23 protein-coding genes are annotated in these 23330 nt (G+C 73.3%); 12 read left to right on the forward strand and 11 right to left on the reverse strand.

Going from position 1 to position 23330, the window contains the following annotated elements:
- Positions 1-7: 7 nt before the first annotated feature.
- On the forward strand, positions 8-385 hold the full coding sequence (locus NEH16_RS01780) for a VOC family protein (protein ID WP_073967115.1): 378 nt from the start codon (positions 8-10) through the stop codon (positions 383-385).
- Positions 386-397: 12 nt separating this feature from the next.
- Here NEH16_RS01780 and NEH16_RS01785 read toward each other — a convergent pair whose 3' ends face one another.
- Genes NEH16_RS01785 through NEH16_RS01805 form a run of 5 tightly spaced genes read right to left on the reverse strand, consistent with a single transcriptional unit; the run spans position 398 to position 4140 of the window.
- On the reverse strand, positions 398-1066 hold the full coding sequence (locus NEH16_RS01785) for an HAD family hydrolase (protein WP_265538626.1): 669 nt from the start codon (positions 1064-1066) through the stop codon (positions 398-400).
- A gap of 34 nt (positions 1067-1100) precedes the next feature.
- On the reverse strand, positions 1101-1637 hold the full coding sequence (locus NEH16_RS01790; protein WP_265547026.1) for an isochorismatase family cysteine hydrolase: 537 nt from the start codon (positions 1635-1637) through the stop codon (positions 1101-1103).
- Between the two features lie 50 nt (positions 1638-1687).
- Positions 1688-2725, reverse strand: a complete 1038-nt coding sequence (locus tag NEH16_RS01795) for an NAD-dependent epimerase/dehydratase family protein (RefSeq protein ID WP_265538628.1) — start codon at positions 2723-2725, stop codon at positions 1688-1690.
- A gap of 22 nt (positions 2726-2747) precedes the next feature.
- Positions 2748-3938 (reverse strand): zinc-dependent alcohol dehydrogenase, encoded by a 1191-nt coding sequence (locus NEH16_RS01800; protein WP_265538630.1) that lies wholly within the window; start codon positions 3936-3938, stop codon positions 2748-2750.
- Positions 3939-3960: 22 nt separating this feature from the next.
- The gene (locus NEH16_RS01805; RefSeq protein WP_265538632.1) at positions 3961-4140 is read right to left on the reverse strand and encodes a hypothetical protein; all 180 of its coding nucleotides are present in this window, start codon (positions 4138-4140) and stop codon (positions 3961-3963) included.
- Between the two features lie 327 nt (positions 4141-4467).
- On the opposite strand from NEH16_RS01805, the gene NEH16_RS01810 reads away from it, so the two are divergent.
- From NEH16_RS01810 to NEH16_RS01820, 3 genes are read left to right on the forward strand one after another with little or no spacing between them, the layout of a single operon-like run.
- Positions 4468-5685 carry a cytochrome P450 gene (locus NEH16_RS01810; protein WP_265538634.1) on the forward strand — a complete coding sequence of 406 codons (1218 nt, stop codon included), beginning with the start codon at positions 4468-4470 and terminating at the stop codon, positions 5683-5685.
- Between the two features lie 43 nt (positions 5686-5728).
- The gene (locus NEH16_RS01815; RefSeq protein ID WP_073967122.1) at positions 5729-6610 is read left to right on the forward strand and encodes an SDR family oxidoreductase; all 882 of its coding nucleotides are present in this window, start codon (positions 5729-5731) and stop codon (positions 6608-6610) included.
- 49 nt (positions 6611-6659) lie between these two features.
- Positions 6660-8138, forward strand: a complete 1479-nt coding sequence (locus tag NEH16_RS01820; protein ID WP_265538636.1) for an aminotransferase class I/II-fold pyridoxal phosphate-dependent enzyme — start codon at positions 6660-6662, stop codon at positions 8136-8138.
- 47 nt (positions 8139-8185) lie between these two features.
- On the opposite strand, the gene NEH16_RS01825 is transcribed toward NEH16_RS01820, so the two are convergent.
- Positions 8186-9277 carry a glutamate--cysteine ligase gene (locus NEH16_RS01825; protein ID WP_265547028.1) on the reverse strand — a complete coding sequence of 364 codons (1092 nt, stop codon included), beginning with the start codon at positions 9275-9277 and terminating at the stop codon, positions 8186-8188.
- 148 nt (positions 9278-9425) lie between these two features.
- Positions 9426-10526 (reverse strand): PAS domain-containing protein, encoded by a 1101-nt coding sequence (locus NEH16_RS01830; protein ID WP_265538638.1) that lies wholly within the window; start codon positions 10524-10526, stop codon positions 9426-9428.
- Positions 10527-10614: 88 nt separating this feature from the next.
- On the opposite strand from NEH16_RS01830, the gene NEH16_RS01835 reads away from it, so the two are divergent.
- Positions 10615-11319 carry a GAF and ANTAR domain-containing protein gene (locus NEH16_RS01835; protein WP_265538641.1) on the forward strand — a complete coding sequence of 235 codons (705 nt, stop codon included), beginning with the start codon at positions 10615-10617 and terminating at the stop codon, positions 11317-11319.
- On the opposite strand, the gene NEH16_RS01840 is transcribed toward NEH16_RS01835, so the two are convergent.
- The gene (locus NEH16_RS01840) at positions 11316-12293 is read right to left on the reverse strand and encodes an iron-containing redox enzyme family protein (protein ID WP_265538643.1); all 978 of its coding nucleotides are present in this window, start codon (positions 12291-12293) and stop codon (positions 11316-11318) included. The genes NEH16_RS01835 and NEH16_RS01840 overlap by 4 nt on opposite strands.
- A 164-nt stretch (positions 12294-12457) precedes the next feature.
- Here NEH16_RS01840 and NEH16_RS01845 point away from each other — a divergent pair, with 164 nt between their 5' ends.
- Positions 12458-13015 (forward strand): type 1 glutamine amidotransferase domain-containing protein, encoded by a 558-nt coding sequence (locus NEH16_RS01845; protein ID WP_265538646.1) that lies wholly within the window; start codon positions 12458-12460, stop codon positions 13013-13015.
- A gap of 60 nt (positions 13016-13075) precedes the next feature.
- On the opposite strand, the gene NEH16_RS01850 is transcribed toward NEH16_RS01845, so the two are convergent.
- The 3 genes from NEH16_RS01850 to NEH16_RS01860 form a co-directional block, all read right to left on the reverse strand.
- Positions 13076-13909 carry a class II glutamine amidotransferase gene (locus tag NEH16_RS01850; protein WP_073967129.1) on the reverse strand — a complete coding sequence of 278 codons (834 nt, stop codon included), beginning with the start codon at positions 13907-13909 and terminating at the stop codon, positions 13076-13078.
- 179 nt (positions 13910-14088) lie between these two features.
- On the reverse strand, positions 14089-14451 hold the full coding sequence (locus tag NEH16_RS01855) for a YrdB family protein (RefSeq protein WP_265547029.1): 363 nt from the start codon (positions 14449-14451) through the stop codon (positions 14089-14091).
- A 90-nt stretch (positions 14452-14541) separates the two neighbouring features.
- Complete coding sequence (locus tag NEH16_RS01860) at positions 14542-15867, reverse strand: APC family permease (protein ID WP_265538649.1); 1326 nt, start codon at positions 15865-15867, stop codon at positions 14542-14544.
- 212 nt (positions 15868-16079) lie between these two features.
- Here NEH16_RS01860 and NEH16_RS01865 point away from each other — a divergent pair, with 212 nt between their 5' ends.
- The 6 genes from NEH16_RS01865 (at position 16080) to NEH16_RS01890 (ending at position 23304) form a co-directional block, all read left to right on the forward strand.
- Positions 16080-18287 (forward strand): catalase, encoded by a 2208-nt coding sequence (locus NEH16_RS01865; RefSeq protein ID WP_265538651.1) that lies wholly within the window; start codon positions 16080-16082, stop codon positions 18285-18287.
- Between the two features lie 88 nt (positions 18288-18375).
- A complete protein-coding gene (locus tag NEH16_RS01870) occupies positions 18376-18564 on the forward strand; it encodes a hypothetical protein (RefSeq protein WP_073967133.1) in 189 nt (62 codons plus the stop codon).
- 111 nt (positions 18565-18675) lie between these two features.
- Positions 18676-19146, forward strand: coding sequence for a DUF5709 domain-containing protein (locus NEH16_RS01875; RefSeq protein WP_073967134.1), 471 nt, complete (start codon positions 18676-18678; stop codon positions 19144-19146).
- Positions 19147-19216: 70 nt separating this feature from the next.
- Positions 19217-20347: an aromatic acid exporter family protein gene (locus NEH16_RS01880; RefSeq protein ID WP_265538657.1), complete on the forward strand. Its 1131-nt coding sequence runs from the start codon at positions 19217-19219 to the stop codon at positions 20345-20347.
- A 9-nt stretch (positions 20348-20356) separates the two neighbouring features.
- Positions 20357-22825: a molybdopterin oxidoreductase family protein gene (locus NEH16_RS01885; protein ID WP_265538659.1), complete on the forward strand. Its 2469-nt coding sequence runs from the start codon at positions 20357-20359 to the stop codon at positions 22823-22825.
- Complete coding sequence (locus NEH16_RS01890; protein ID WP_265538661.1) at positions 22822-23304, forward strand: hypothetical protein; 483 nt, start codon at positions 22822-22824, stop codon at positions 23302-23304. The genes NEH16_RS01885 and NEH16_RS01890 overlap by 4 nt, the downstream gene beginning before the upstream one ends.
- Positions 23305-23330: the final 26 nt, after the last annotated feature.

Genomic DNA, 23330 nt, shown 5'->3' on the forward strand with positions numbered 1-23330 from the left:
GGAAGACATGGCTGTCGCGACCTACTGCCTGGTTGCCGTCGACTGTCCGGACCCGGCGGCGCTCGCCGGCTTCTACCAGAAGGTGCTGGGCGGGGAGGTGACGCACGACAACGACCGCTGGTACGACCTCCGGGTCCCCGGCGGGGCGCGCCTGGCCTTCCAGCTGGCCCCCGACTACCGCCCGCCGGAGTGGCCGCGCGCCGACCGGAACTCCCAGCAGGCGCACCTGGACTTCGAGGTGGAGGACATGGAGGCCGCCCAGCGCGACGTGCTCGCCCTGGGGGCCACACCGCTCGACGTGGACGACGACGGCGGCAAGCGCGGCTTCCGGGTCTTCGCGGACCCGGCGGGGCACCCGTTCTGCCTGTGCAACGGCGGCGGCTGAGGGCGCGCGGCCTCAGGGGCTCATCCGGGCGATGACGCCGGAGTCGAGGCGGCCCAGGAGCGCGGCCGGGGATTCGTGGACCTCCACGGCTCCGGCCGCTTCCAGGTCCGCCCGGGGGATGCCGCCCGACAGCAGGCCCACGGCGGGGACCGACGCCTTGGTCGCCGCCGCCATGTCCCACACGGAGTCGCCGATGTACACGGCCTCCTCGCTGGTGGCGCCGGCGAGGTCCATCGCGTGGCGGATCGGGTCCGGGGCGGGCTTGCCCTCGTCCACGTCGTCGGAGCTGGCGGTGCCGGAGATGACGTCGTCGGCGTCGAGCGCGCGCCGCAGGGCCTTCAGTTCGGGGCCGGAGGCGGAGGTGGCGAGGACGATCGTCCAGCCCCGGCCGGCCAGGGCGCGCAGCAGGTCCGCCGCGCCCTCCAGCGGGGGCAGGCGTTCGAAGTAGGTGGCGTACAGCGCGGAGTGGGTGGCGCTGATCTCGGCGTCCTGTTCCCGGTCCCGGCCGGGGCCCAGCAGATGGGCGACGAGGTCGCCGGAGCCCAGGCCGATCGCGCGGTGGATCGCGGGCATCGGCACGGTGTGCCCGGCCTGGTGGAACGCCTCCCACCACGCGGTGACGTGCAGGTAGTTGGTGTCGACCAGGGTGCCGTCCACGTCGAACAGTGCGGCGCGCGTCATGGGGGTCCTTTCCTGCCGGCGTGGCCCGCCGGTGTCAGAGGGCGATCTCTTCGGCGGCGCACACCCGGGCGCCCATGTTCCGTTCGGTCATCCGGAGCGCGGCGTCGGCCAGGTCGGCGTGGATGTGGGCCACCCCGTCACGGGGGATGGTCAGGTCCATGTGCCGGATGTGCGCGTCGAGCGCGGAGTAGAGGATGCACTGCTCCGTCACCTGGCCGGTCAGGACGAGGTGGCCGACGTCCAGCTGGTGGAGCAGGTACGGCAGGGGCGTCTCGTAGAAGATCGAGTGCCGGGCCTTGACCACGAAGAGCGAGTTGTCGTCGGGCTTCAGCGGTTCCACCAGGTCGGGACGCGCGCCCGCCATGGCCGCCTCCACGATCTCCCCGTGGTGGGACCGCCAGTCGCCGAAGTTGTCGTTGGCGTAGATCACGAGGGAACCGCTGCCCCGGGCCGCCTTCAGCATGTCCGCGATGACCGGCACGGCCCGCTCGGCCGACGGAAGGAGCTGGTCGGCGTCCTGGTGGTCGTACGGGTTGATCATGTCGATGACGATCAGCGCCTTGCGGGACATGGTTGTCATGGTGGCATCCGGCGGCTTTCGCGGCGAACCGTCCGGTGCCCTCAGCTCCACCGGCTCCCCGCCAGCGGGGCGGTCTCCTCGCCCGTGCCGCGTACGACGCCGCGCAGGAAGGCCGTCAGCGCCTCGGACGCCGAGTAGCGGGGCCGCCAGCCCAGTTCCTCGTGCGCCCGGGCGCAGTCCATGACGGGCAGGCGCAGCACGGCGTCGAAGAGGTGGGGCGACGCCGGGACCGCCCGCGCGTGCCAGGCGGTCGCCAGGGCTCCGCGTACGAGCGGCACGGGCGCGCGTACCACCCGCGCGTCGAGGAGGGCGCCGAGGGAGTGGGCGTCGGTGACGGTGTCGGCGGCCAGGTTGAAGGGGCCGCGGACGTCGCCGAGCACGGCGAGCCGGTACGCCTCGGCCGCGTCGTCCGTGTGCAGCACCTGGAACCTCAGCCCCTCCAGATCGGGCACGAAGGGGAGCAGGTCGGGGCGGAGGAGCACGCCGGGGAGGTACTTCCCGCCGAAGATGCGCCGCTGCTCGGGGGCGGCCGTCTCCTTGAAGAGGAAGCCGGGCCGCATCCGTACCACCCGGATCTGCGGGTGGCGCAGCTCGAAGGTGTCCAGGACCCGTTCCAGGTACGCCTTCTCCCGGCAGTAGGCGGCGTCCGGCCAGCCATGGGTCGGCCACTGCTCGTTCACCCCGGGCTCCCGCTTGGGCCCGGGCGAGTAGGCGCCCACGGATGAGGCGTGGACCAGCGCCGGGACGCCGGCCGTGCGCACCGCGTCGAGGACGCGGAGGGAGCCCTCGACGTTGCTGCGCCAGGTGACGACGGGATCGTGGGTGGGCTGGAAGCGCCAGGCCAGGTGGACGACGGCGTCCGCGCCCGTGAGCAGGGAGCCGAGCCTCTGGGCGCTGTCCGGGTGGGAGAGGTCCACCCTCCCCCACTCGACGCCGGGCAGGGTGAGGTCGGGCAGCCTTCGGGCCAGGCCGAGTACTGAGCCGACGTCGGGATCCTGCGAGAGGGCCCGTACGAGGCTCGTGCCCACGTTGCCGGTGGCGCCCGTGACGGCGACGCGCAGCCCTTGCGATGCGTTCACGGTGACTCCTCACGTCGCGGCGTCAGGGCCGCAGCAGCGTCTTGACCATGCCGTCGGCCTTGGCCTGGAAGGTCTCGTACGCCTTCGGGCCGTCCTCCAGCGGAAGGTGGTGCGTGGCGAAGCCGTCCACGCCCAGCGGGTCGTCGTCCACGAGCAGCGGCAGGATGTCGGGCACCCAGTGCTTGACGTTCGCCTGGCCCATCCGGAACTGGATCTGCTTGTCGAACATGGTGAGCAGGGGCAGCGGGTCGACGGAGCCTCCGTAGACGCCGGAGATGGAGACGGTGCCGCCCCGGCGGACCGCGTCGATGGCGGTGAGCAGGGCGGTGAGGCGGTCGATGCCCGCGTGCTCCATGAGCTTGCGGGCCGCGGTGTCCGGCAGGAGCCCGGTGGCCCACTGGCCGGCCTTGCCGATCGGTGTCCCGGTGGCGTGGGCCTCCATGCCGACGGCGTCGATGACCGCGTCGGTGCCCCGGCCGCCGGTGAGGTCCCTGACCGCGTCCGCGAGGTCCTTGCCGTAGCGGCCCAGGTCGAGGGTCTGGACGCCGTGTGCGGCGGCGCGGGCGAGGCGTTCCGGGACCAGGTCCACGCCGATGACCAGGCCGGCGCCCCGGTGCAGGGCGATGCGGGCGGCCATGTCGCCGATCGGGCCCAGGCCGAGGACGGTGACACTGCCGCCGGGCGGGATCGCGGCGTACTCGACGGCCTGCCAGGCGGTGGGCAGCACGTCGGAGAGGTAGACGAACCGGTCGTCCGGCGGTCCGTCGGGGACCTTGATGGGCAGCGTGTTGCCGAAGGGGACCCGCAGCAGCTCGGCCTGTCCGCCGGGCACCTGCCCGTAGAGCTTGGTGTAGCCGAAGAGCGACGCGCCGGTGCCGTACTCCCTGACCTGCGTGGTCTCGCACTGCGAGTGCAGGCCCTGGTCGCACATGAAGCAGGTGCCGCACGAGACGTTGAACGGGACGACGACCCGGTCGCCGCGCGACACGGCGGTCACCTCGGGACCCGTCACCTCCACGACGCCCATCGGCTCGTGGCCCAGGATGTCGCCGGGGTCGAGGTACGGTCCGAGCACTTCGTACAGATGGAGGTCCGATCCGCAGATGCCGGTCGAGGTGACCCGGATGATGATGTCCGTCGGGTCCTGGATGACCGGGTCGGGAACGGTCTCGACGCGGACGTCACGCTTTCCTTGCCAGGTCAGTGCGCGCATGAGTGGTCTCCTCGCTGTCGGGTCAGTGGCGGTCCGTGCGGCGTGCCGCATTGGCCTCCGCCTGGGCGATCCGTCCGGCGGTCTCGCGCCGGCGCCCCTCCGCCTTCAGGCTCTCGTCGCCCAGCGCGGCGCCGTCCGACTTGAGCTTCGCCGCCTTCGCCCTCATGGCCAGGGCGCGTGCGATTTCGGCATGCCGTCCCATATCTGCTCGGTTCCTCCCGGTCGTCCCGCGGGCGTGCCCGCACAGCGGTTCCGTGCGACGGGTTCCCACGGAATCCGGGTTCAACCGGAATGACCGATTCGGTCCGGCGGACCGATCGGGGCGTACGAAAGCGCTCCCGGCCGGTCCCGCATGTCCCCGGGCGGTACGGGTACCCGCCTGGCCAGGCTCCCGGCGTACGCGGGAGCAGGCGCTGCCGGTTGGGACCACAGCCGCAGCGCCGTCCAGCGGACCCCGAGTCGCGCGCCCGTCCCGGTGCGCCCAGGATCGACGGCGGGGCGCACCTCCTTCCTGTTCTACGGAGAGTTCATGGCCGACAGCACCCTGTCCCTCCTGCTCCAGGGTTACGCATGGCTGCCCGACCGTCGGCGGCGCAGCGGCGGAGCACCGGTCCGCACCCGGCTGCTCGGCAAACGGGTGATCGCGCTGCACGGGCCGGCCGCCGTCCGCTTCTTCTACGACGAGGAGCACATCCACCGCCAGGGGGCGCTGCCGGAACCGGTCATCGACACGCTGTTCGGCCAGGGGGCGGTGCACACCCTGGACGGTGAGCCGCACCGGGCGCGCAAGGGCATGTTCCTCCACCTGCTGAAAGATCCGGAGGGCGTACGGGCGCTGACGGACCGGGTCGCCCTGGAGTGGAAGGACGCCGTGGCCGGGTGGGCGGTCCGGGGCAGGGTCGTGCTGTTCGACGAGGTGGCCGGGGTGCTCACCCGCGCCGTCCACGCGTGGGCCGGGGTGCCGCTGACGGAGGGCGAGGCGGACGGCGTGGCGCGTGACCTGGTGGCCATGGTGGACGGGTTCGCGTCGGCCGGGCCCCGGCAGTTGCGCGCCCGGGTCGCCCGGCGCCGGCAGGAGAGGCGTCTGGCCCGCCTGGTGGAGCGGGAACGCGACGGCGGCGACAGCGCGGTTCGCGCTACCCCGTTCCGTACCGTCGTTCACCATCGCGATGCCGACGGCGCGCTGCTCGATCCCCGGACGGCGGCCGTCGAGGTGCTCAACATCGTGCGCCCGACCGTCGCGGTGAGCTGGTTCGCGGTGTTCGCGGCGCACGCCCTGCACCGGTGGCCGGAGCACCGTGCGGCGCTCCGCGACGGCGATCCCGCATTCGCCCTGGCCTTCGCGCAGGAGGTCCGCCGCTTCTACCCGTTCGCCCCGTTCATCGGTGGTCTCGCGGCGGACCGGCTGGACTGGGAGGGCCGCGCCATCCGGCCGGGGACGCTGGTGCTCCTCGACCTGTACGGCCAGAACCACGACCCGGACCTGTGGCCCCGGCCCTACGTCTTCGACCCCGCGCGCTTCCACGGCACGCCGGTGCGGCCCGACGAGCTGGTCCCGCAGGGCGGCGGCGACCCGGCGGCGGGACACCGCTGCCCGGGCGAGGACATCACCCTGGCGCTGCTCTCCGCCCTCGCGGTGCTGCTGTCCGGCCTCGCGTACCGGGTGCCGGAGCAGGACCTCTCCATCCCGCTCCACCGCGTCCCGACGGCGCCCCGGAGCGGATTCGTCATCGAGGACGTCCGGTAACCCCCGGGCCGACCCCCACGACCAGCAACGGAAGAAGAGCCCCATGAGCACACCCGGCCAGGACCCCACCGAGCGCTTCCCGAAGCCCGACTTCCCGCAGCAGGGGCAGGAGCACCCCGGCTGGACCGGCCCCATGGACCCGCCGCCCGACCACGGCGAGGACTCCTACCGGGGCCATGGACTCCTGAAGGACCGCAAGGCCGTGGTGACCGGGGGCGACTCCGGGATCGGCCGCGCCGTCGCGCTGGCCTTCGCCCGCGAGGGGGCGGATGTGCTGATCACCCACCTCGACAGCGAGGAGGACGAGGCCCGGGAGACCGCCCGGCTGGTCGAGGACGCGGGCCGGCAGGCGCTGACCGAGGCGTGCGACATCCGGGACGAGAAGCAGTGCCGCGCCCTGATCGGCAGCGCGGTGCAGGAGTTCGGGCGGATCGACGTCCTCGTCAACAACGCGGCCTACCAGATGGCGCAGCCCGACGGGATCTCCGCGATCTCCACGGAGCAGTTCGACCGGGTGCTGCGCACCAACCTGTACGGGATGTTCTGGCTGTGCAAGATGGCCCTGCCGCACATCCCGGCGGGCGGGTCCATCATCAACACCACGTCGGTGCAGGCGTACAAGCCGAGTCCGCATCTGCTGGACTACGCCATGACCAAGGGCGCCATCGTCACGTTCACCCAGGGCCTCGCGCAGATGCTGGCGTCCGACGGCATCCGGGTGAACGCCGTGGCGCCCGGGCCGGTGTGGACGCCGCTGATTCCGGCGACGCTGCCGGACACGAAGGAGTTCGGGAAGCAGAGTCCGCTGGGGCGGCCCGCCCAGCCCGCCGAGATGGCTCCGGCGTACGTGTTCCTCGCGTCCGGCAACGCGAGTTTCATCACCGGGGAGATCGTGAACGCGACCGGCGGCACGCCGCTCCCGTAGGCCGTACGGCGTACGGGTTGACGGGGCGGACCACGGGAAGGCGGCGGACATGCCGAAGAATCATGAGGAAGCACCCGTTCTCGACGCCCTGGCCGCCTACCGGCAGCAGGGCGAGCTGGGCTTCACGCCCCCGGGGCACAAACAGGCCCGGGGCGCGGCGCCGGAGGTCAGGGCCGTGCTGGGCGACGCCGTGTTCCTCGGGGACGTCCTGGCCAGCGGCGGTCTCGACGACCGGCGGATGAGGTCGGGGGTGCTGCAACGCGCGGAGGTCCTGATGGCCGACGCCGTGCACGCGGAGCACGCGTTCTTCTCGACGTGCGGCAGCTCCCTGTCGGTCAAGGCGGCGATGCTGAGCGTCGCCGCGCACGGCCAGAAGCTCCTGGTGGGGCGGGACGCCCACAAGGCGGTGATCTCCGGGCTCATCCTCTCGGGCATCCGGCCGGTGTGGATCGAACCGCAGTGGGACACCGAACGCCACCTGGCGCATCCGCCGTCCCCGGAGGCGTACGAGCGGGCCTTCGAGGAGCACCCGGACGCGAAGGGCGCCCTGGTCACCAGCCCCACGCCGTACGGGGTGGCGGCCGATCTGCGGGCCATCGCCGAGGTGTGCCACCGGCGTTCCCGCCCGCTCGTCGTGGACGAGGCGTGGGGCGCGCATCTGCCGTTCCATCCGGACCTGCCGACGTGGGCGATGGACGCCGGTGCCGATGTCTGCGTCACCAGCATCCACAAGATGGGCAGCGGTCTGGAACAGGGGTCGGTGTTCCATCTGCAGGGCGACCTGATCGACCACGACACGCTGGCGTCCCGCGCCGATCTGCTGGGTACGACCAGCCCTTCCGTACTGCTGTACGCGGGCATGGACGGCTGGCGGCGCCAGATGGTGCTGGAGGGGCACACGCTGATGTCGCGCGCCCTCGCCCTCGCCGCTTCGGTGCGCGAGGAGATCGAGTCGATCGACGGGATGCACGTCAACGACGGCGACGACTTCTGCGGTCCGGGTGCCGGCGCCGAGTTCGACCCGCTGCCGGTGGTCATCGACATCACGGGGCTCGGGATCTCCGGCTATCTCGCGGCGGACTGGCTGCGCGAACACCACCATGTGGACACGCACCTGATGGACCACCGGCGGGTCAGCGCGCAGCTCACCCACGCCGACGACGCCGAGACGACGAAGCGGCTGATGACTGCGCTGCGCGACCTCGCTCGGCAGGCCCCCTCGCTGCCCCGGGGGCCCGAGGTGGCGGTCCCGGCCCCGGCGGAGCTGCGGATGGAGCAGGCGAGGCTGCCGCGCGACGCCTACTTCCACGCGACCGAGGACGTCCCGGTGGAGCAGGCGGTGGGGCGTGTCGCCGCCGAGATGATCACTCCGTATCCCCCGGGCATCCCGGTGGTGCTGCCCGGCGAGCGGCTGACGGAACCGGTGCTGCGCTATCTCCTGACCGGTCTGGAGGCGGGGATGAACCTGCCGGACCCGGCGGACCCCGAGCTGCACACCGTACGGGTGTGCGCGGACGACGACGCCTGAGCGCTCCGACGGCCTCCCTCCTCCGGGGTGGGAGGCCGTCGGGCGTGTCACCCGCGGGTGCGGCTGACGCACTCCGTGACCGCGTCGTGGAGGCTGCCCGTGCGGGCGAACGCGTCGCGCTGGATCCGCGCCCCCGTGCCGTTCTTCAGGACCCGGTCGATCCCCTCCCGGGCCGTGTCCAGGTCCCCGCTGTCCTCCAGCGCGTCGCGCACATGGGTGAACAGGGCGTGCAGCACGGCGGGCGCGGGGGCGGGGCGCATGGTGGCGGGGTGCAGCAGTTCGCCCTCCAGGCCCGAGCGGCCGGCCTGCCAGGCGGCCATGCGGAGCAGGCCCACCCCGTACGGCTCCGGCGGATCGCCCGCGCGCCAGGCCCGGGCGGCCGTCTCGACCAGGCCGCGCACCAGGGTGGCGAGCAGCGCCGCGTCGGCGGGGTCGAGGCAGACGTCGGCGACCCGGACCTCGACGGTCGGGTAGCGGTGCGAGAGCCGGGCGTCGAAGTAGATCATGCCCTTGTCGCGCAGGACGCCCGTGGCGACGAGGGCTTCGACCTCGTCGTGGTAACGCCGGGCGGAACCGAACAGTTCCATCGGCCCGGCCGAGGGCCAGCGGCCCCAGACCCGGCTGCGGTAGCTGCTGTACGCGGTGTCCTGGCCCTGCCAGAAGGGCGAGTTGGAGCTCAGCGCGAGCAGCACCGCGAGCCAGGGGCGGATGCGGTCGAGGACCGCGACGCCCTCCTCGTCCGACTCCACGGAGACGTGCACATGGCATCCGCAGGTCAGCTGCTCCTGCGTGGTCAGCCCGAACTTGTCGGCCAGCCAGCGGTACCTTTCGCCCTCGCCGATGGACGGGCTGACGGCCAGCGGGGAGGTGGCGAGTGCCGCGACCGCTGCCCCGGCCTCGGCGGCACTGCGGGCCGCCTCCGCCCGCGAGCGCACGATCTCTTCCGCGAGTTCCCGCATGTCCGCGCGCGGCTCGGTGGCGAACTCCAGCTGCTGGCGGTGCAGCTCCGCCTCGAAGGCCGAGTCGCCCTCGGCGCGACGCTCGGCCAGGGCCAGCACGGCCGTCGACAGCGCTCTGGGTTCGCCGCTCTGCTCGTCCACGAGCAGCAGCTCCTCCTCGACACCCACAGTCCGCACCATCATTCCTCCATGCTCGATCGGCCGGGGGGCGGGCGCTCTCGCACCGAGGCGCTTTCCGCCCTCCCTCACTTCGCCGTATGCCACCTCCTGGCGCGGGCACCCCTGACCGGCGGGTTTTTCTCCGCGCCCGGTCGGCCGCGCCCGCCGCTCAGCGCACGCCGCTCCGCCGCGCGACGAGCGCCATGTGGCCCGCCGCGATTTCCGCGGCGCCGGCCTCCAGCAGCGAGAACGGCGGCCCGGTACCGCCCCGGAGCAGCGTCAGCGCGCCCAGCACCGTCGTGCCGTCGGGCGCGGTCAGCGCCACGGAGAGCAGGGCGGTGACGTCGGCGCGGACCATGAGCGGCACGCCGTCCTCGTCCGCGCCCAGCCTCTCCAGGTCGTCCGTCAGCTGCTCCACGGCCGCCGCGCCGGAGGCCATGACCTCGGCGGCCACGGGGCAGGCGCGCGGGTCCTGCCGGAGGAACGCCTTCTCGAGCCCTCCGTCGTCCGGCGCCGGGGGGCCGTGGACCGCGATCCGGACCGGCTCGTCCGGGGGCCCGAGGTCGAGCAGCGCCCAGTCCGCGAGGCCGTCGCGCAGGAGCCCCGCGACGGCTCCGAGGGCCGCCGCGGAGGGCTCGCGGTCCAGGAGGGCGCGGGCCGTGCGGTCCAGGAGGCCGGTCAGCTCGGCCTGGCGCACGACGGCCGAGGGCTCGGCCCGGTCGGCGGGGCGGCCAGTGGTGAAGGGGGCCGGTGCGAGCACCAGCAGCAGCTCCCGCTCCCCCGGCGTGTCGATACCGGTGAGCGTGGCGTACAGCGGGCCGTCCGGCAGGCCGGGGAGGCGGACCGGGAAGCTGCGGCCTCCCTCGCCGGCCGCCACGGCCGCCGCGTGGGCGCGGAGGGCGGCGCGGTCGGTGGGGCGCAGGAGCGCGGCGAGCGGCCGGCCCGCCGCGTACCCCGGGTGGAGCCCGGTCAGCTCGGCGGCGGCCCGGTTGAGGCGGCGGACCACGGTCTGCCCGTCGGTCAGGACGACGGGCCACGGCAGGTGGTCGAAGACGGCTTTGAACGGCGCTGCCTTCGCGCCCGGGGTCCTGGGCGGTCCCGGTGGGTCCTCCGCCAGGCGCAGGGCTTCGATCGCGTGGTCCAGCTCCGCGAGGGCGGCGTCGAGCAGGACCGGGTATTCGGCGGGAGGATGGTCCCGGGCCGCGCGCAGTTCCCGGGCGCGGGCGACGAGGGCCTGAAGACCGCTCTCGCCCTCCGGTGGCCCGTTCATACGACGAAGCTAGCCGATCGCCGGTGCGTCGGCGGAGAGCGGCGCGGCGGATCTGCGACCGGGCCCGGGGTTCCCAGGGAGGCTGAGGGTGACGCGGCTGAGGGGTGCGGTGACCGACGACGCGGCCGTGGCGCCGTGGCTCGTCCGGCTCGGCCTGCGGGCGATGCGCTGCTCGGCCGGGTGCCGGGGCGCGACGGTGTTTCTGCGGTGCCCCGGCGGGGAAGCCCACAGCGCTTCGACCCACCCGGATCTCGCGGCCCTGGCCGCTCTCCAGGAGGAGACCGGCGAGGGCCCCTGCGTCGACGCCACCCGCTCCCTTCACCCGGTCGCGGTCACCGATCTCGTCGCGGACGCGCGATGGCCGACCTTCCGGGTGGCGGCGCTGGCACGGGGGCTGCGCGCCTGCGCGGCGGTGCCGGTCCTGGCGGAGGGCGTCACGGCGACGGTCACCCTGTACGCGTTCCGGCCGTGGCGGCCGACGGCGGCGGCCCGCGAGGCGGTCGGGGTGCTGGCCGAGGAGACGGTCGACGGGCTACTGCGCGCGCACGCCCGTACCGGAGCCGAGGCGGAGGCGCGGCAGCTGCGGACGGCGATGGTGTCACGGGCCGTGATCGACCAGGCCATCGGCATCGTGACCCACCTGCTGGACTGCGACCCGGGCCGGGCGTTCGACGTCCTGCGCGCGCTCTCCCAGCGCACGAACCGGAAGCTGAGCGCCGTCGCGGCGCAGATCGTACGGGCGAGGGGCCGGGGCAGCACGCGTGAGCTGCGCCGACTGCTGGGCGAGGTCTAGGGCGTGTCCGGGGCGGCACCCCAGTCCGTCAGCAGGCGGGCCGCGAGGCGGTCCTCCAGGAAGCCGGTGGTGTTGATTCCGAAGACGATGTCCGGCTCCAGGCCGGGTTCGTCGTCCAGCAGCCCCCGTACGACGTCGTGCCGCACGACCTGTTCGTGGACCGCGTCCGCCTCGACGTGTTCGGTGTAGAAGAACTCGGCGGCGGGTCCGGCGCCCGCCCGTTTCATGGCGAGGGCGAGGCGGCGGGAGGCGGGGGACGAGGTGATCTCGACGGCGGCGAAGTGTCCGACCAGGGCGCCCCGCAGCCGCCGGTGCAGGCCGAACAGGGACATGAGGTTGACGAGGGCCAGCATTTCGGCGTGGCCCCGGTCCAGATAGTGGCCGTACGCCGTCTCCAGGCCCAGGTCCGTCATCAGGTCGGCGAACAGCCGGGCGTGGACGCGGTCGGCGCGGCCGGCGCCGAACTCGTCGTACTCGATCGCGGCCATGCCCGCCTTGGCGCGCCCGCTGAGCCGGGGCAGCACCCAGGCGTGCGGGTCGGCCTCCTTCAGGTGGTACAGGGAGCGCTGGGCGGCGTAGGCCCGTAGGCGGTCCGGTGTGGCGTGTTCCTGGAGGAAGTACGACACGCCCGTGCCGTCGACCGGCTCGACGAGCAGCGCGTCCAGGGTGTCGTCCAGACCGGCCCCGAGCGGGACGTCCTGGCGCAGCGCGGACTCGAAGCGGCGTTCGAGGGCCGCCCTGACCGCCAGCAGCGCGGGGTCCCATTCGAGGGCGGGGTCCACGCCCTCGAAGCCCCGGTAGTGGAGTTCGTAGCAGAGGTACAGGGCGAGCTGGAGGTCGTCGCCGTAGGGCTCGGCCGCGTCCGCCAGGGTGGGGGCGGGCAGGGGGCCGTCGCCCCGGAGATGGGCGAGGACCGCCGCCGAGAGCGCGCCGCGGGCCCCGGGAAGCGTGGGTCCAACCGTCCGACCGGCCATCGTGTCACTCCTCGTACGTCCGCTCGAAAGCCGCTCTCCCACCATGTGCGCGCGCCGCCGATGCCGCTACATGAATGAGCGGGCCCGTGCGGGGAACCCAGAGGCTGCGACCCGGAAGCCACGTCACCGGGCGTGTTCCCCGTAGGACGGAAGGACGGCAGAAGATGAGCGACAACGGCAGCAAGGGCAAGGTGCTGGCCATCGTCACCAACTACGGCGTGGAGCAGGACGAACTCCTCGTGCCGCTCGGCCATCTGCGCGAGCGCGGTGTGCGGGTCGATGTCGCCGCCCTGAAGAAGGACGACATCGAGACGCTGGTCGGCGACAAGGACCCCGGCAAGTCCGTACGCCCCGATCTCACGCTGGACGACGTCGACCCGGCCGGCTACGACCTGCTGCTCGTACCGGGCGGCACGCTGAACGCCGACACGCTGCGGCTCCAGGGCCCGGCCTGCGACATCGTGCGGTCGTTCACCGGCTCCGGGCGCCCGATCGCGGCCATCTGCCACGGACCGTGGATGCTGGTGGAGACCGGGAGCGTCAAGGGCAAGCGGCTCACCTCGTACGCCTCGTTGCAGACCGACGTACGCAATGCGGGGGGTGACTGGGTGGACGAGCCGGTCGTGACGGACGAGTCCGGCGGCTGGAAGCTCATCACCTCGCGCAACCCGGGCGACCTGGACCCGTTCCTCAAGGAGGTCGACGCCGCGCTCGCCGGCTGAGGCACCCCGCGAAGGCCGCCCGGCTCTCTCTCCGGGCGGCCTTCACATGGGCTGGGGTCTTCACACGGGTTCGGGCGCGAACGGCCGGAACTCGTCCTCGCCCGGCTGCACGACCCCGTAGCTGCTCTCCGGCACCTCTTTCCACACCCCGGGCAGTCCGCCCAGCGGCTCCGACACCACCAGCCGGGTGCTGTCGGACACGCCCCGCAGGAAGTCCAGGTCCGGGTGGAGGGCGCGCACGGTCTCCGCCCTGCTGCTGTAGAACAGCGAACGCGACTTGCCGAGACTCGAATAGCGGAACGACCACAGCCGCTCGCCGTCGGACACCGCGACGGTCATCTGGAGCGGATGCTCCACGCCCTCGTCGCGGCCCACGCGCTCGATCAGCCCGGCCATCCTGGCCACGGCACCCGGCACGTCCTGGTCGAGCCCGAACGTCAGCGCGAGGTAGAACATCACCTCGGAGTCCGTGGACCCCTCCAGGGCCGAGAACAGCGCCGGGTCGAGCGCCAGCGAGAGGTCGCGCCGCAGCCGGTGGAAGTCCGCGATCGCGCCGTTGTGCATCCACATCCAGCGGCCGTGCCGGAAGGGGTGGCAGTTGGTCTGCTGGATGGCGGTGCCCGTGGACGCCCGCACATGCGCGAAGAACAGCGGCGAGCGGATGTGGCTCGCGATCTCCCGCAGGTTGCGGTTGTTCCAGGCGGGGCCGGTGTCGCGGATGATCGCGGGCGTCTCCTGCTCGGGCCCGTACCAGCCGACCCCGAAGCCGTCCCCGTTGGTCGTCTCCACGCCCATGGTGGAGTGCAGGCTCTGGTCGATGAGCGAGTGCTCCGGCTTGTAGAGGAGATCGCTGAGCACGACACTCGTGCCGGAATAGGCCAGCCATCGGCACATGTGCGGCCGTCCCTTCCCGGGCGGCGGGCAGGACCCGGCGCGGACGCGCCGGTGGTGCTTCCGCGGGCCTCAATCCCTGGGGCGCCCGGTCGTCGTCGTTATGTCCACGCTACCGACTTCACGGGTCGGCTGCCCGGCCGCGCCCGCCGGAAACCGCCCCCGGTAGGCCGGGCCCTCGGTCAGGCGGCGGGGGCGGGCCGGTGCCGGAAGGTCTCCGCCAGGGCCGTGTTGACCACGACGACGGCGCCCAGCACCGCAGCGGCGACCGGGTGCCCGACCCCGTACAGCGCGAGCGCTCCCCCGCCGAGCACCGCGGCCTTCACCGCCAGGACCCCCACGAGCGGCGGGCGGAACCGGGCGCGCGGTGCGGCGAACAGCGCCCACAGCACGATGGCCGCGGCGAGGACGGCGGTGCCCAGGAGCAGTTGGGCCGCCGGATTGCCGGCGAGGGAGAACCCCCACCAGAAGAGGCAGGCCAGCGCCGCCATTTCCAGGAGGAATGCGAGCAGTTCGTTGGCCGCCCACCAGGGCCGCCCGGCCACCGGAGGAATCACCCGGCCGTCCGTGGCTCTGTCACGCACCCTGCCCCCTAGTCGCTCGCGTGTACGAAGTCAGCCTACTGGCCGCCCTGTTCAGCCGGCCCGGCGCAGTCGCAGCGCGGCGACGGCACCGAGGGCGGCGCCCACGGCGAGGACCGCGAGGCCCCGTAGCCATACGTCGCCCTCGATCTGAGTCGCGAGCCCGACGCAGGAGGCGGCGCCGAGGACGGGCACCGCGGTCGGGGCCCTGAAGTGGCCGGGGCGGCCCGGGTCGCGACGGAGCACGAGCAGCGACGTGTTGACGAGGAAGAAGACGACGAGGAGCAGCAGGACCAGGGTCGAGGCGAGCGTGGAGACGTCGCCGGTCAGCGCGAGCAGCAGCGAGAGGGCGGTCGTCGCGGCGATCGCCGCCCACGGGGTGCGCCGGCCCGGGAGCACGGCCGTCAGGAAGCGCGGCAGCAGCCCGTCGCGGGCCATGCCGTACGCCAGCCGCGAGGACATGATGCCGGTCAGGAGCGCCCCGTTGGCCACGGCCACCAGGGCGATGGCGCTGAACAGCCAGGTGGGCACGGATCCGGCGGTGCGGACGACTTCGAGCAGCGGCCCGCTGGACTCGGCCAGCTTCTCCGTCGGCACGGCGGCCGCGGCGGCGGCGCCGACCAGGGCGTAGACGGCGCCGGCGGTGATCAGCGCGCCGAACAGGGCCCTCGGATAGGAGCGGCGGGGGTCGCGCGTCTCCTCGGCCACGTTGACGGAGGTCTCGAAGCCGACGAAGGAGTAGTACGCGAGGACCGCGCCGCTCAGTACGGCCAGGACGGGCCCCTCGCTCTCGGTGCCGAGGTCGGTGAGCCGGCCCAGGTCCCCGTCGCCGCGCAGCACGATCCAGCAGCCGAGTCCGATCACCAGCAGCAGGCCGCTGACCTCGATGACGGTGGCGACGGCGTTGGCCCGGGTCGACTCGCTGATGCCCCGGGCGTTGAGCAGCGCGAGGGCCACCAGGAAGACGACGGTCACCAGGACCAGCGGGAGCGTGACGAATTCTGAGAGGTAGTCACCGGCGAACCCCCGGGCCAGGGCCGCCACCGAGACCACCCCGGCCGCGAGCATGCAGAACCCGGCGAGGAAGCCGGTGAAGGGCCCGTAGGCCAGCGTCGCGTAGTGGGAGGCGCCGCCCGCGCGCGGGTACTTCGTGGCCATCTCCGCGTACGAGGCGGCGGTCAGCAGGGCCAGGCACAGCGCCACCAGGAGCGGCACCCAGACGGCGCCGCCGGCATCGGCCGCGACCTCGCCGACCAGGACGTAGACCCCGGCGCCGAGGACGTCTCCGAGGATGAAGAAGTAGAGCAGCCAGGTGGTGAGGTCCTTCTTGAGGCTCGTCGGGGCGTCCGGGCTCTCGGGCGTGGTTCGGGGAGCTTTCACGGGGCCCGTATACCCGGTCCGTCCCCCGGCAGACGGCCGGAGGACGGCCGGAGGACGGCGCGTCGCCCGTTGGAACGGGTCGCCGATGCGGATGGCTCAACCGAGGTGTCCGGCCGGGGACCAGAGGGTACGCGTGGTCGGGCGATGCCGTCCCCAGCGCGTGCCGACCACTCCGCGCGGCGCTGCTCCTCCCCCCACGAGATTGGAATCCAGTGAGCGACAACGAGATCCCCGGCGCCCCCGGTCCCGAGCCCGCCCAGATCGACGAGCCCACGAAGCCGCGCGGGCCGCTGCCGCCCAAGCACGACCAGCGCGGTCCCGAGACCGTGAGCCCGACCGGGCAGCCGACCGGCGCCGACCAGGACAAGGTGGCCCAGGGCGGTGCCTACCTCACCACCGCGCAGGGCGCCCGGCTGTACGACACCGACCACTCGCTGAAGGCCGGCCCCCGCGGCCCGGTGCTGCTCCAGGACCACCACCTGCGGGAGAAGATCACCCACTTCGACCACGAGCGCATCCCGGAGCGGGTGGTACACGCGCGTGGTGCCGCCGCCCACGGGGTCTTCCGCGCGTACGGCGCGGCAGCGGGCATCACGAAGGCCGCGTTCCTCGCCGAGGGCGCCGAGACGCCGGTCTTCGTCCGCTTCTCCACCGTGCTCGGCTCGCGCGGTTCCGCCGACACGGTGCGCGACACCCGGGGCTTCGCGACGAAGTTCTACACCGACGAGGGCGTCTTCGACCTGGTCGGGAACAACATCCCGGTCTTCTTCATCCAGGACGCGATCAAGTTCCCCGACATCATCCACGCGGGCAAGCCGCACCCGGACCGGGAGATCCCGCAGGCGCAGAGCGCCCACGACACGTTCTGGGACTTCGTCACGCTGCACACCGAGGCGACCCATCACACCCTCTGGAACATGTCGGACCGGGGCATCCCGCGTTCGTACCGGATGATGGAGGGCTTCGGCGTCCACACCTTCCGGCTGGTCAACGCCGAGGGCGCGACCACGCTGGTGAAGTTCCACTGGAAGCCGAAGCTGGGCGTGCACTCGCAGGTGTGGGAGGAGGCCCAGATCGCCTGCGGCATGGACCCGGACTTCCACCGCCGGGACCTGGCCGACGCGATCGAGGCGGGCGCCTTCCCCCAGTGGGAGCTGGGGGTGCAGACCTTCCCGGACACCGAGGACCAGATGTTCGAGGGCATCGACCTGCTCGACCCGACGAAGATCGTCCCGGAGGAGCTGGCACCGGTCAAGCCGATCGGGCTGATGACGCTGAACGCCAATCCGTCGAACTACTTCGCCGAGACGGAGCAGGTCGCCTTCCACGTCGGCCACCTGGTGCCGGGCATCGACGTCACCAACGACGCGCTGATGCAGGGGCGGCTCTTCTCGTACGTCGACACCCAGATCACCCGGCTCGGCGGGCCCAACTTCGCCCAGCTGCCGATCAACCGCACCCACGCGCCGGTCAACGACATGCTGCGCGACGGGATGCACCAGACGGCGGTGCACCGGGGTGTGGCCCCGTACCGGCCCAACTCGCTGGACGGCGGCTGCCCGTTCACCGCCGGCGCGGACACCGGTGCCTACATCGAGGTGCCCGTCGAGGTCCCGGCGGCCCGGAAGGTGCGGGACGCGGCGGCCTCGTTCGACGACCACTTCAGCCAGGCCCGGCTGTTCTGGCTGAGCATGACGCCCACCGAGCGGGAGCACATCACCGCCGCGTACACCTTCGAGCTCGGCAAGTGCTGGGACCAGGCGGTCAAGGAGCGCGGGCTCCGGGTGCTCGCCAACATCGACCCGCAGCTGTGCGCGCACGTCGCCCAGGGCCTGGGTCTGCCGGCGCCGGAGGCGACCGTGCCGCTGGCCTCCCCGGAGCCGAGCGCCGCGCTGTCCCAGCTGGGGCGCACCTGGCCGGTCGACGGGCGGGTCGTCGGCATCGTCACGGACGGCGAGAGCGGCCTGGACGCCGTACGCCAGGCGCGCGGCGCGGTCCTCGACGCCGGGATGGTCCCCCTGGTCATCGCGCCCTCGGGCGGCAAGCTGGGCCCCGACGACGACCCGGTGACCGTGCAGCGCACGTTCACCACCGCCCGGTCGATCGAGTTCGACGCGATCGTGCTGGCGGGGGCGCCCGCCCCGGCCCCGGACGCCTACGGGGCGCGTGACGCCAAGACCGACGACGGGGCCCGGTCCACCGGTGTGGACCCGCGCGTCCTGCTGCTGGTCACCGAGGCGTTCCGGCACGGCAAGGCCGTCGGGGCCTGCGGCGACGGGGCGACGGTGCTGGAGAAGGCCGGTGTCGCCTCGGACGCCCCGGGCGTCGTGGCGGGCGGGGCCGCGTCCACGGTGCTGGACGGCGTCACGGAACTCCTCGCAGGTCACCGCGCCTGGGACCGCTTCACGCCCGCGCTCTGACACCTCACCGGGCCGGCGCGCGTAGCCGGCCCGGCGCAGGGCACGCGCGGGAGGAGTCCGGGAGACCGGCACCGACACGAGGAGACGCATGAACCACCAGGACCGAGAGCACGAGAAGCCGCCGCGGACCGCCGCCGAGGAGGTCGTCCGGGAGGCGGAAGAGGCCGAGGCGGACGTGGCCGACACCCGTGAGCGGCACGGCGGGGACAGCGAGGCCGGGGATGCGCTGACCCCGAACGAAGAGGCCCAGGAGGACGCGGACGAGCCGCGCACATAGAGTGACAAAAGGCGTGTTTTCCCCGTGCCCGGAAGGGCACTCGCAGGGTGCGAAGGGCGGCCGTCCGCGGCCGCCCCGGCATCCATGACGCCTCCGACGGAAGGACGAATCATGCCGACAGAGGCACGCGGCGACGACGTCTACCAGCCGCAGGACGACGGCCAGGACCCGCCCAACGACGATCTCGACCTGGAGAACACGCTGGGCGAGCGCGGCCTGGACGACCAGATGGAAGAGGGCTACTCGCCGCCGGAGCGCCCCCTCGGCGTCGACAAGTACGGCACCACGGGCGAGGAGGAGCGCCGCGGCGAATCCCTCGACCAGCGCCTGGCCCAGGAGGTCGAGGACGTCGAGCCGCCGGACGGCGACGGCATCGGTGACCTGGAGGACGGCGAGGGCGAACCGCTGGAGCCGGAGGGGGGCGAGACCCGCTCGGGCCGGCTGAGCGCGGCGGACGAGGTACCGGGACGGCGCACCGACGTCTACGCCGACGACGTGGGCATCGACGGCGGCGCGGCCTCGGCCGAGGAGGCAGCCGTGCACACCACGGACGAGGAGGAGGAGCAGGGGCGCGAGGGCTGACCCACCGCTCGCCCGGATCATTCGCGTACAGGGAGGGTTGTCGGTGCTGGGGAGTGGGAAGGCGGCAGCCGTGCGGGAGCGGTGGGGGGCGCTGACCTCCGATGTACGCCTTCCCGGCCGGTACCAGCTGGTGCAGTCCCTGAAGGCCGCCGCCGCTGCCGCCCTCGCCTGGGCGCTCACGGGGTGGTGGCTGGCGGCGCCGATGGCACTGATGGCCCCCTGGGCCGCCGTCGCCCTCGTGCAGGGGACCGTCTACCGGTCGCTGCGCTCGGCGGTCGAACTGATCGCGATGATGGCCGCCGGCACCCTGCTCGCCGCGGGCGCCGCGGCGGTCACCGGCAACACCATGACGGCCATGCTGATCGCCCTGCCGCTCACCGTGCTGCTCGGCAACTGGCTGCCGGTCGGCGAGCAGGGTCTGTACGCACCCACCACCGCCCTGTTCGTCCTGGCCTACGGGACGTACTCGCTGTCCGCCGTCGGACACCGGCTGCTGGAAACGGTGGTGGGGGCCGTCGTCGGGATCGCGGTGAACGCGATCGTCCTGCCGCCGGTGCACTCGCTGCATGTGCGGACCCTCGCGTGCGCGCTGCCGAGGGACTGCTCACGGCTGCTGCGCGAGCTGAGCGAGGGGCTGGTCGAGGAGTACGACGAGGAGCGGGCGGAGCGCTGGCACCGGGCCGCCGGGGAGCTGCCCGGCGCGCTCTCGGACCTCCGCGCGGCGCGCGGCTGGGCGACGGAGAGCTTCCGCTTCAACCCGGGCCACCGGATGCGCCGGAGCACCCCCTCGCCCTCCGAGCGGTGGGACGTCGTCTGGGCGCAGGTGGTGAACCGCCTGCTGGCCCTGACGCTGACGCTCTGGGAGACCGCGTCGGAGCAGCGCGGCCTGCCCCGCCCGCCGGGCCCGTCGCTGGACGACCTGAGCGCCGTCATGGCCGCCGCGTCGGAGGTGTGCGCGGCCGACGCGACGATCATGGAGCAGGGGCCGGACGACGACTGCCTGGAACATCGCGCGGACCAGCTCGCCGAGGCCCGGCGCGCCCTGGCCGAGGCCAAGCGGCATCTGCGCGGGCCGGGCCCCGACGCCCGCGCCTCGCTGGGCAGCCTGGTGGCCGGCTGCCAGGCCCTGCTGGACGACCTGACACCCGGCGAGGACGGCTCGGCGCTGCTCGCCGGCGGCGCCCGCACCGGCCGGATCTGAGGAGTACGCATGACACGCACGGACCGCATCGCCCAGCCCTGGGGCACCCGGACCCCCTACGGTCCCGGTGAGCCCTGGCCCGTACGGGTGGACACCCGGCTCGCGGAGGGGGTCACCCCGGATCAGGTCGAGCGGTGGGTGCAGTCGGCGGCGATCCTGCACTCCAACGGGGACGGGCTCGACATCGCCGTGAAGGACGGCCGGATCGTCGGGGTGCGCGGCCGGGCCGAGGACCGGGTCAACCACGGGCGGCTCGGCCCGAAGGACCTGTTCGGCTGGCAGGCCAACGGCTCCCCCGACCGGCTCACCCGCCCCCTGGTGCGCGACCGCGGCGGCAGGCTCGTGGAGAGCGACTGGGACACCGCTATGGACCGGGTGGTGCGGCGCACCGAGGAACTCCTCGATGAGCAGGGGCCGTCGGCGGTGGGGTTCTACACCTCGGGCCAGCTCTTCTCGGAGGAGTACTACACGCTGACGCTGATCGCCCGGGGCGGCATCGGCACCAACCACCTGGACGGCAACACCCGGTTGTGCACGTCGACGGCGGCCGAGGCGCTGAAGGAGTCCTTCGGCAGCGACGGGCAGCCCGGCTCGTACACCGACATCGACCACGCGGACACGATCGCGCTGTTCGGGCACAACATGGCGGAGACGCAGACCGTGCTGTGGACGCGTGTGCTGGACCGGCTGGCCGGGCCGAACCCGCCGGCCGTGATCTGCGTCGACCCGCGCCCCACCCCGGTGGCGCGGGCGGCGACCGTGCACCTGGCGCCCCGGCCGGGGACCAACGTGGCCCTGATGAACGGTCTGCTCCGGGAGATCGTGGAGAACGGCTGGACCGACCCGGAGTACCTGGACCGCAACGTCGTCGGTTTCGACGAGTTGACGAAGCGGCTGGACGCCTACACGCCCGAGCGTGTGGCGGACATCTGCGGGGTCCCCGCCGAGCGGATCCGGGAGGCCGCCCGCCTGCTGGGCACGGCCGAGCGGCTGCTGTCGACGGTGCTCCAGGGCTTCTACCAGTCCCACCAGGCCACCGCGGCCTCGGTCCAGGTCAACAACCTGCACCTGGTGCGGGGCATGCTCGGCAAACCGGGCTGCGGGATCCTCCAGATGAACGGCCAGCCGACCGCGCAGAACACCCGCGAGTGCGGGGCCAACGGCGACATGCCGGGGTTCCGCAACTGGGAGAACGACGCGCACATGGCCGAGCTGGCCCGCCTGTGGAACCTGGACCCGCTCCAGGTTCCGCACTACGGCCCGCCCACGCACGCGATGCAGATGTTCCGGTACGTGGAGGAGGGCTCCATCCGGATGCTGTGGGTCAGCGGCACCAACCCGGCGGTGTCGCTGCCGGAGCTGCGGCGCATCCGCTCGGTGCTCGCGCAGGAACGGCTGTTCCTCGTCGTGCAGGACGCCTTCCTGACCGAGACCGCGCAGCTGGCCGACGTGGTCCTGCCGGCGGCGGTGTGGGGCGAGAAGACGGGCACCTTCACCAACGCGGACCGCACGGTGCACCTGTCGGAGAAGGCGGTCGAACCGCCGGGGCAGGCCAAGCCGGACCTGGACATCTTCTGCGACTTCGCGCGCCGGCTCGGCCTGCGGGACAAGGACGGCGGCCCGCTGGTCCCGTGGAGCGACCCGGAGGCGGCGTTCGAGGGCTGGAAGGAGTGCAGCCGGGGGCGTCCGTGCGACTACACGGGCATCACGTACGCGAAACTGCGCGGCGGGAGCGGCATCCAGTGGCCGTGCAACGAGCGGCATCCGTACGGTACGGAGCGGCTGTACGCGGACGGCCGGTTCTGGAGCGACGCGGACCACTGCGAGAGCTACGGGCGGGATCTGGTGACCGGGGCGCCGGTGGAGGAGACCGAGTACCGAGCGATGAACCCGTCGGCGAAGGCGGTCGTCAAGGCCGCCGCATATCTGCCGCCGCACGAGCCGCCCGGCGAGGAGTATCCGTTCTCCCTGATCACCGGGCGGACGCTCTACCACTTCCACACCCGGACCAGGACCGCCCGGGCGCCCCAGCTCCAGGCGGCCGCCCCGGAGGTGTGGGTGGAGGTCTCCGCCGATGACGCGGCCTCGTACGGTATCGAGGAGGGCGACCTCGTGGAGGTCGCCACGCCGCGCGGCACGGTCCGGGCGGCGGCGCGGGTCAGCGGCATCCGGGACGGGGTGCTGTTCCTGCCGTTCCACTACGGCTACTGGGACACCGACGGCGGGTTCGAGCCGAAGGGCGACGGCCGCGCCGGCAACGAACTGACTGCCACGGCGTGGGACCCGGTCTCCAAGCAGCCGCTGTTCAAGACGGCCGCCGCCCGGCTGCGCCGGCTCGGGCCCACCGGCTCCCCCGCCCCGGCGCCCACCACCACCGCATCGGCCCCGGTGGCCGGTGCGGCCGTGCCCGCGACCACGGGCGGCGGCGCGGGCCGGGCGGACGAGGAGCCGCACGCGTACCGGGAGGAGATCCGATGAAGCTGGACCTGGTCCTCAAGGAGGTGCACCACGGGGAGAACGCGCTCGCGGTGCGGCTGATGCGGCTCTCCAGCACGCACTCCACCGACCACGAGGTGCACCATGTCGCCCGCGATCTGGCCGCCTGGTCGCGGCAGCACGTACGGGAACTGGCGGAGGCGGCCGCCGGCCACGGCGTGAACCTGGACCCCGAACCAAAGGAGGAGTCCCCGGCCGCCGCCTGGCTGCGGGAGAAGGGCGGCGAGCTCGTCGGACGGCGTCCCGAGACCGGGCTGCTGCTCCTGCGGGACCTGCGCGACACCTATCTGAAGGCGGCGGCCGTCTCCGTCGACTGGGAGCTGCTGGCCCAGACGGCCCAGGCCGCCCGCGATCGGGAACTGCTCGACCTGACGGAGCGCTGCCACCCGCAGACCCTGCGCCAGCAGCGCTGGGCCAACGCCATGATCAAGGTCGTCTCGCCGCAGGTCCTGACCAGCTGACCGGCTCCCCCGGCGGCCGGCCCGGT

The sequence above is a fragment of the Streptomyces drozdowiczii genome (assembly GCF_026167665.1).
Classification (GTDB): domain Bacteria; phylum Actinomycetota; class Actinomycetes; order Streptomycetales; family Streptomycetaceae; genus Streptomyces; species Streptomyces drozdowiczii_A.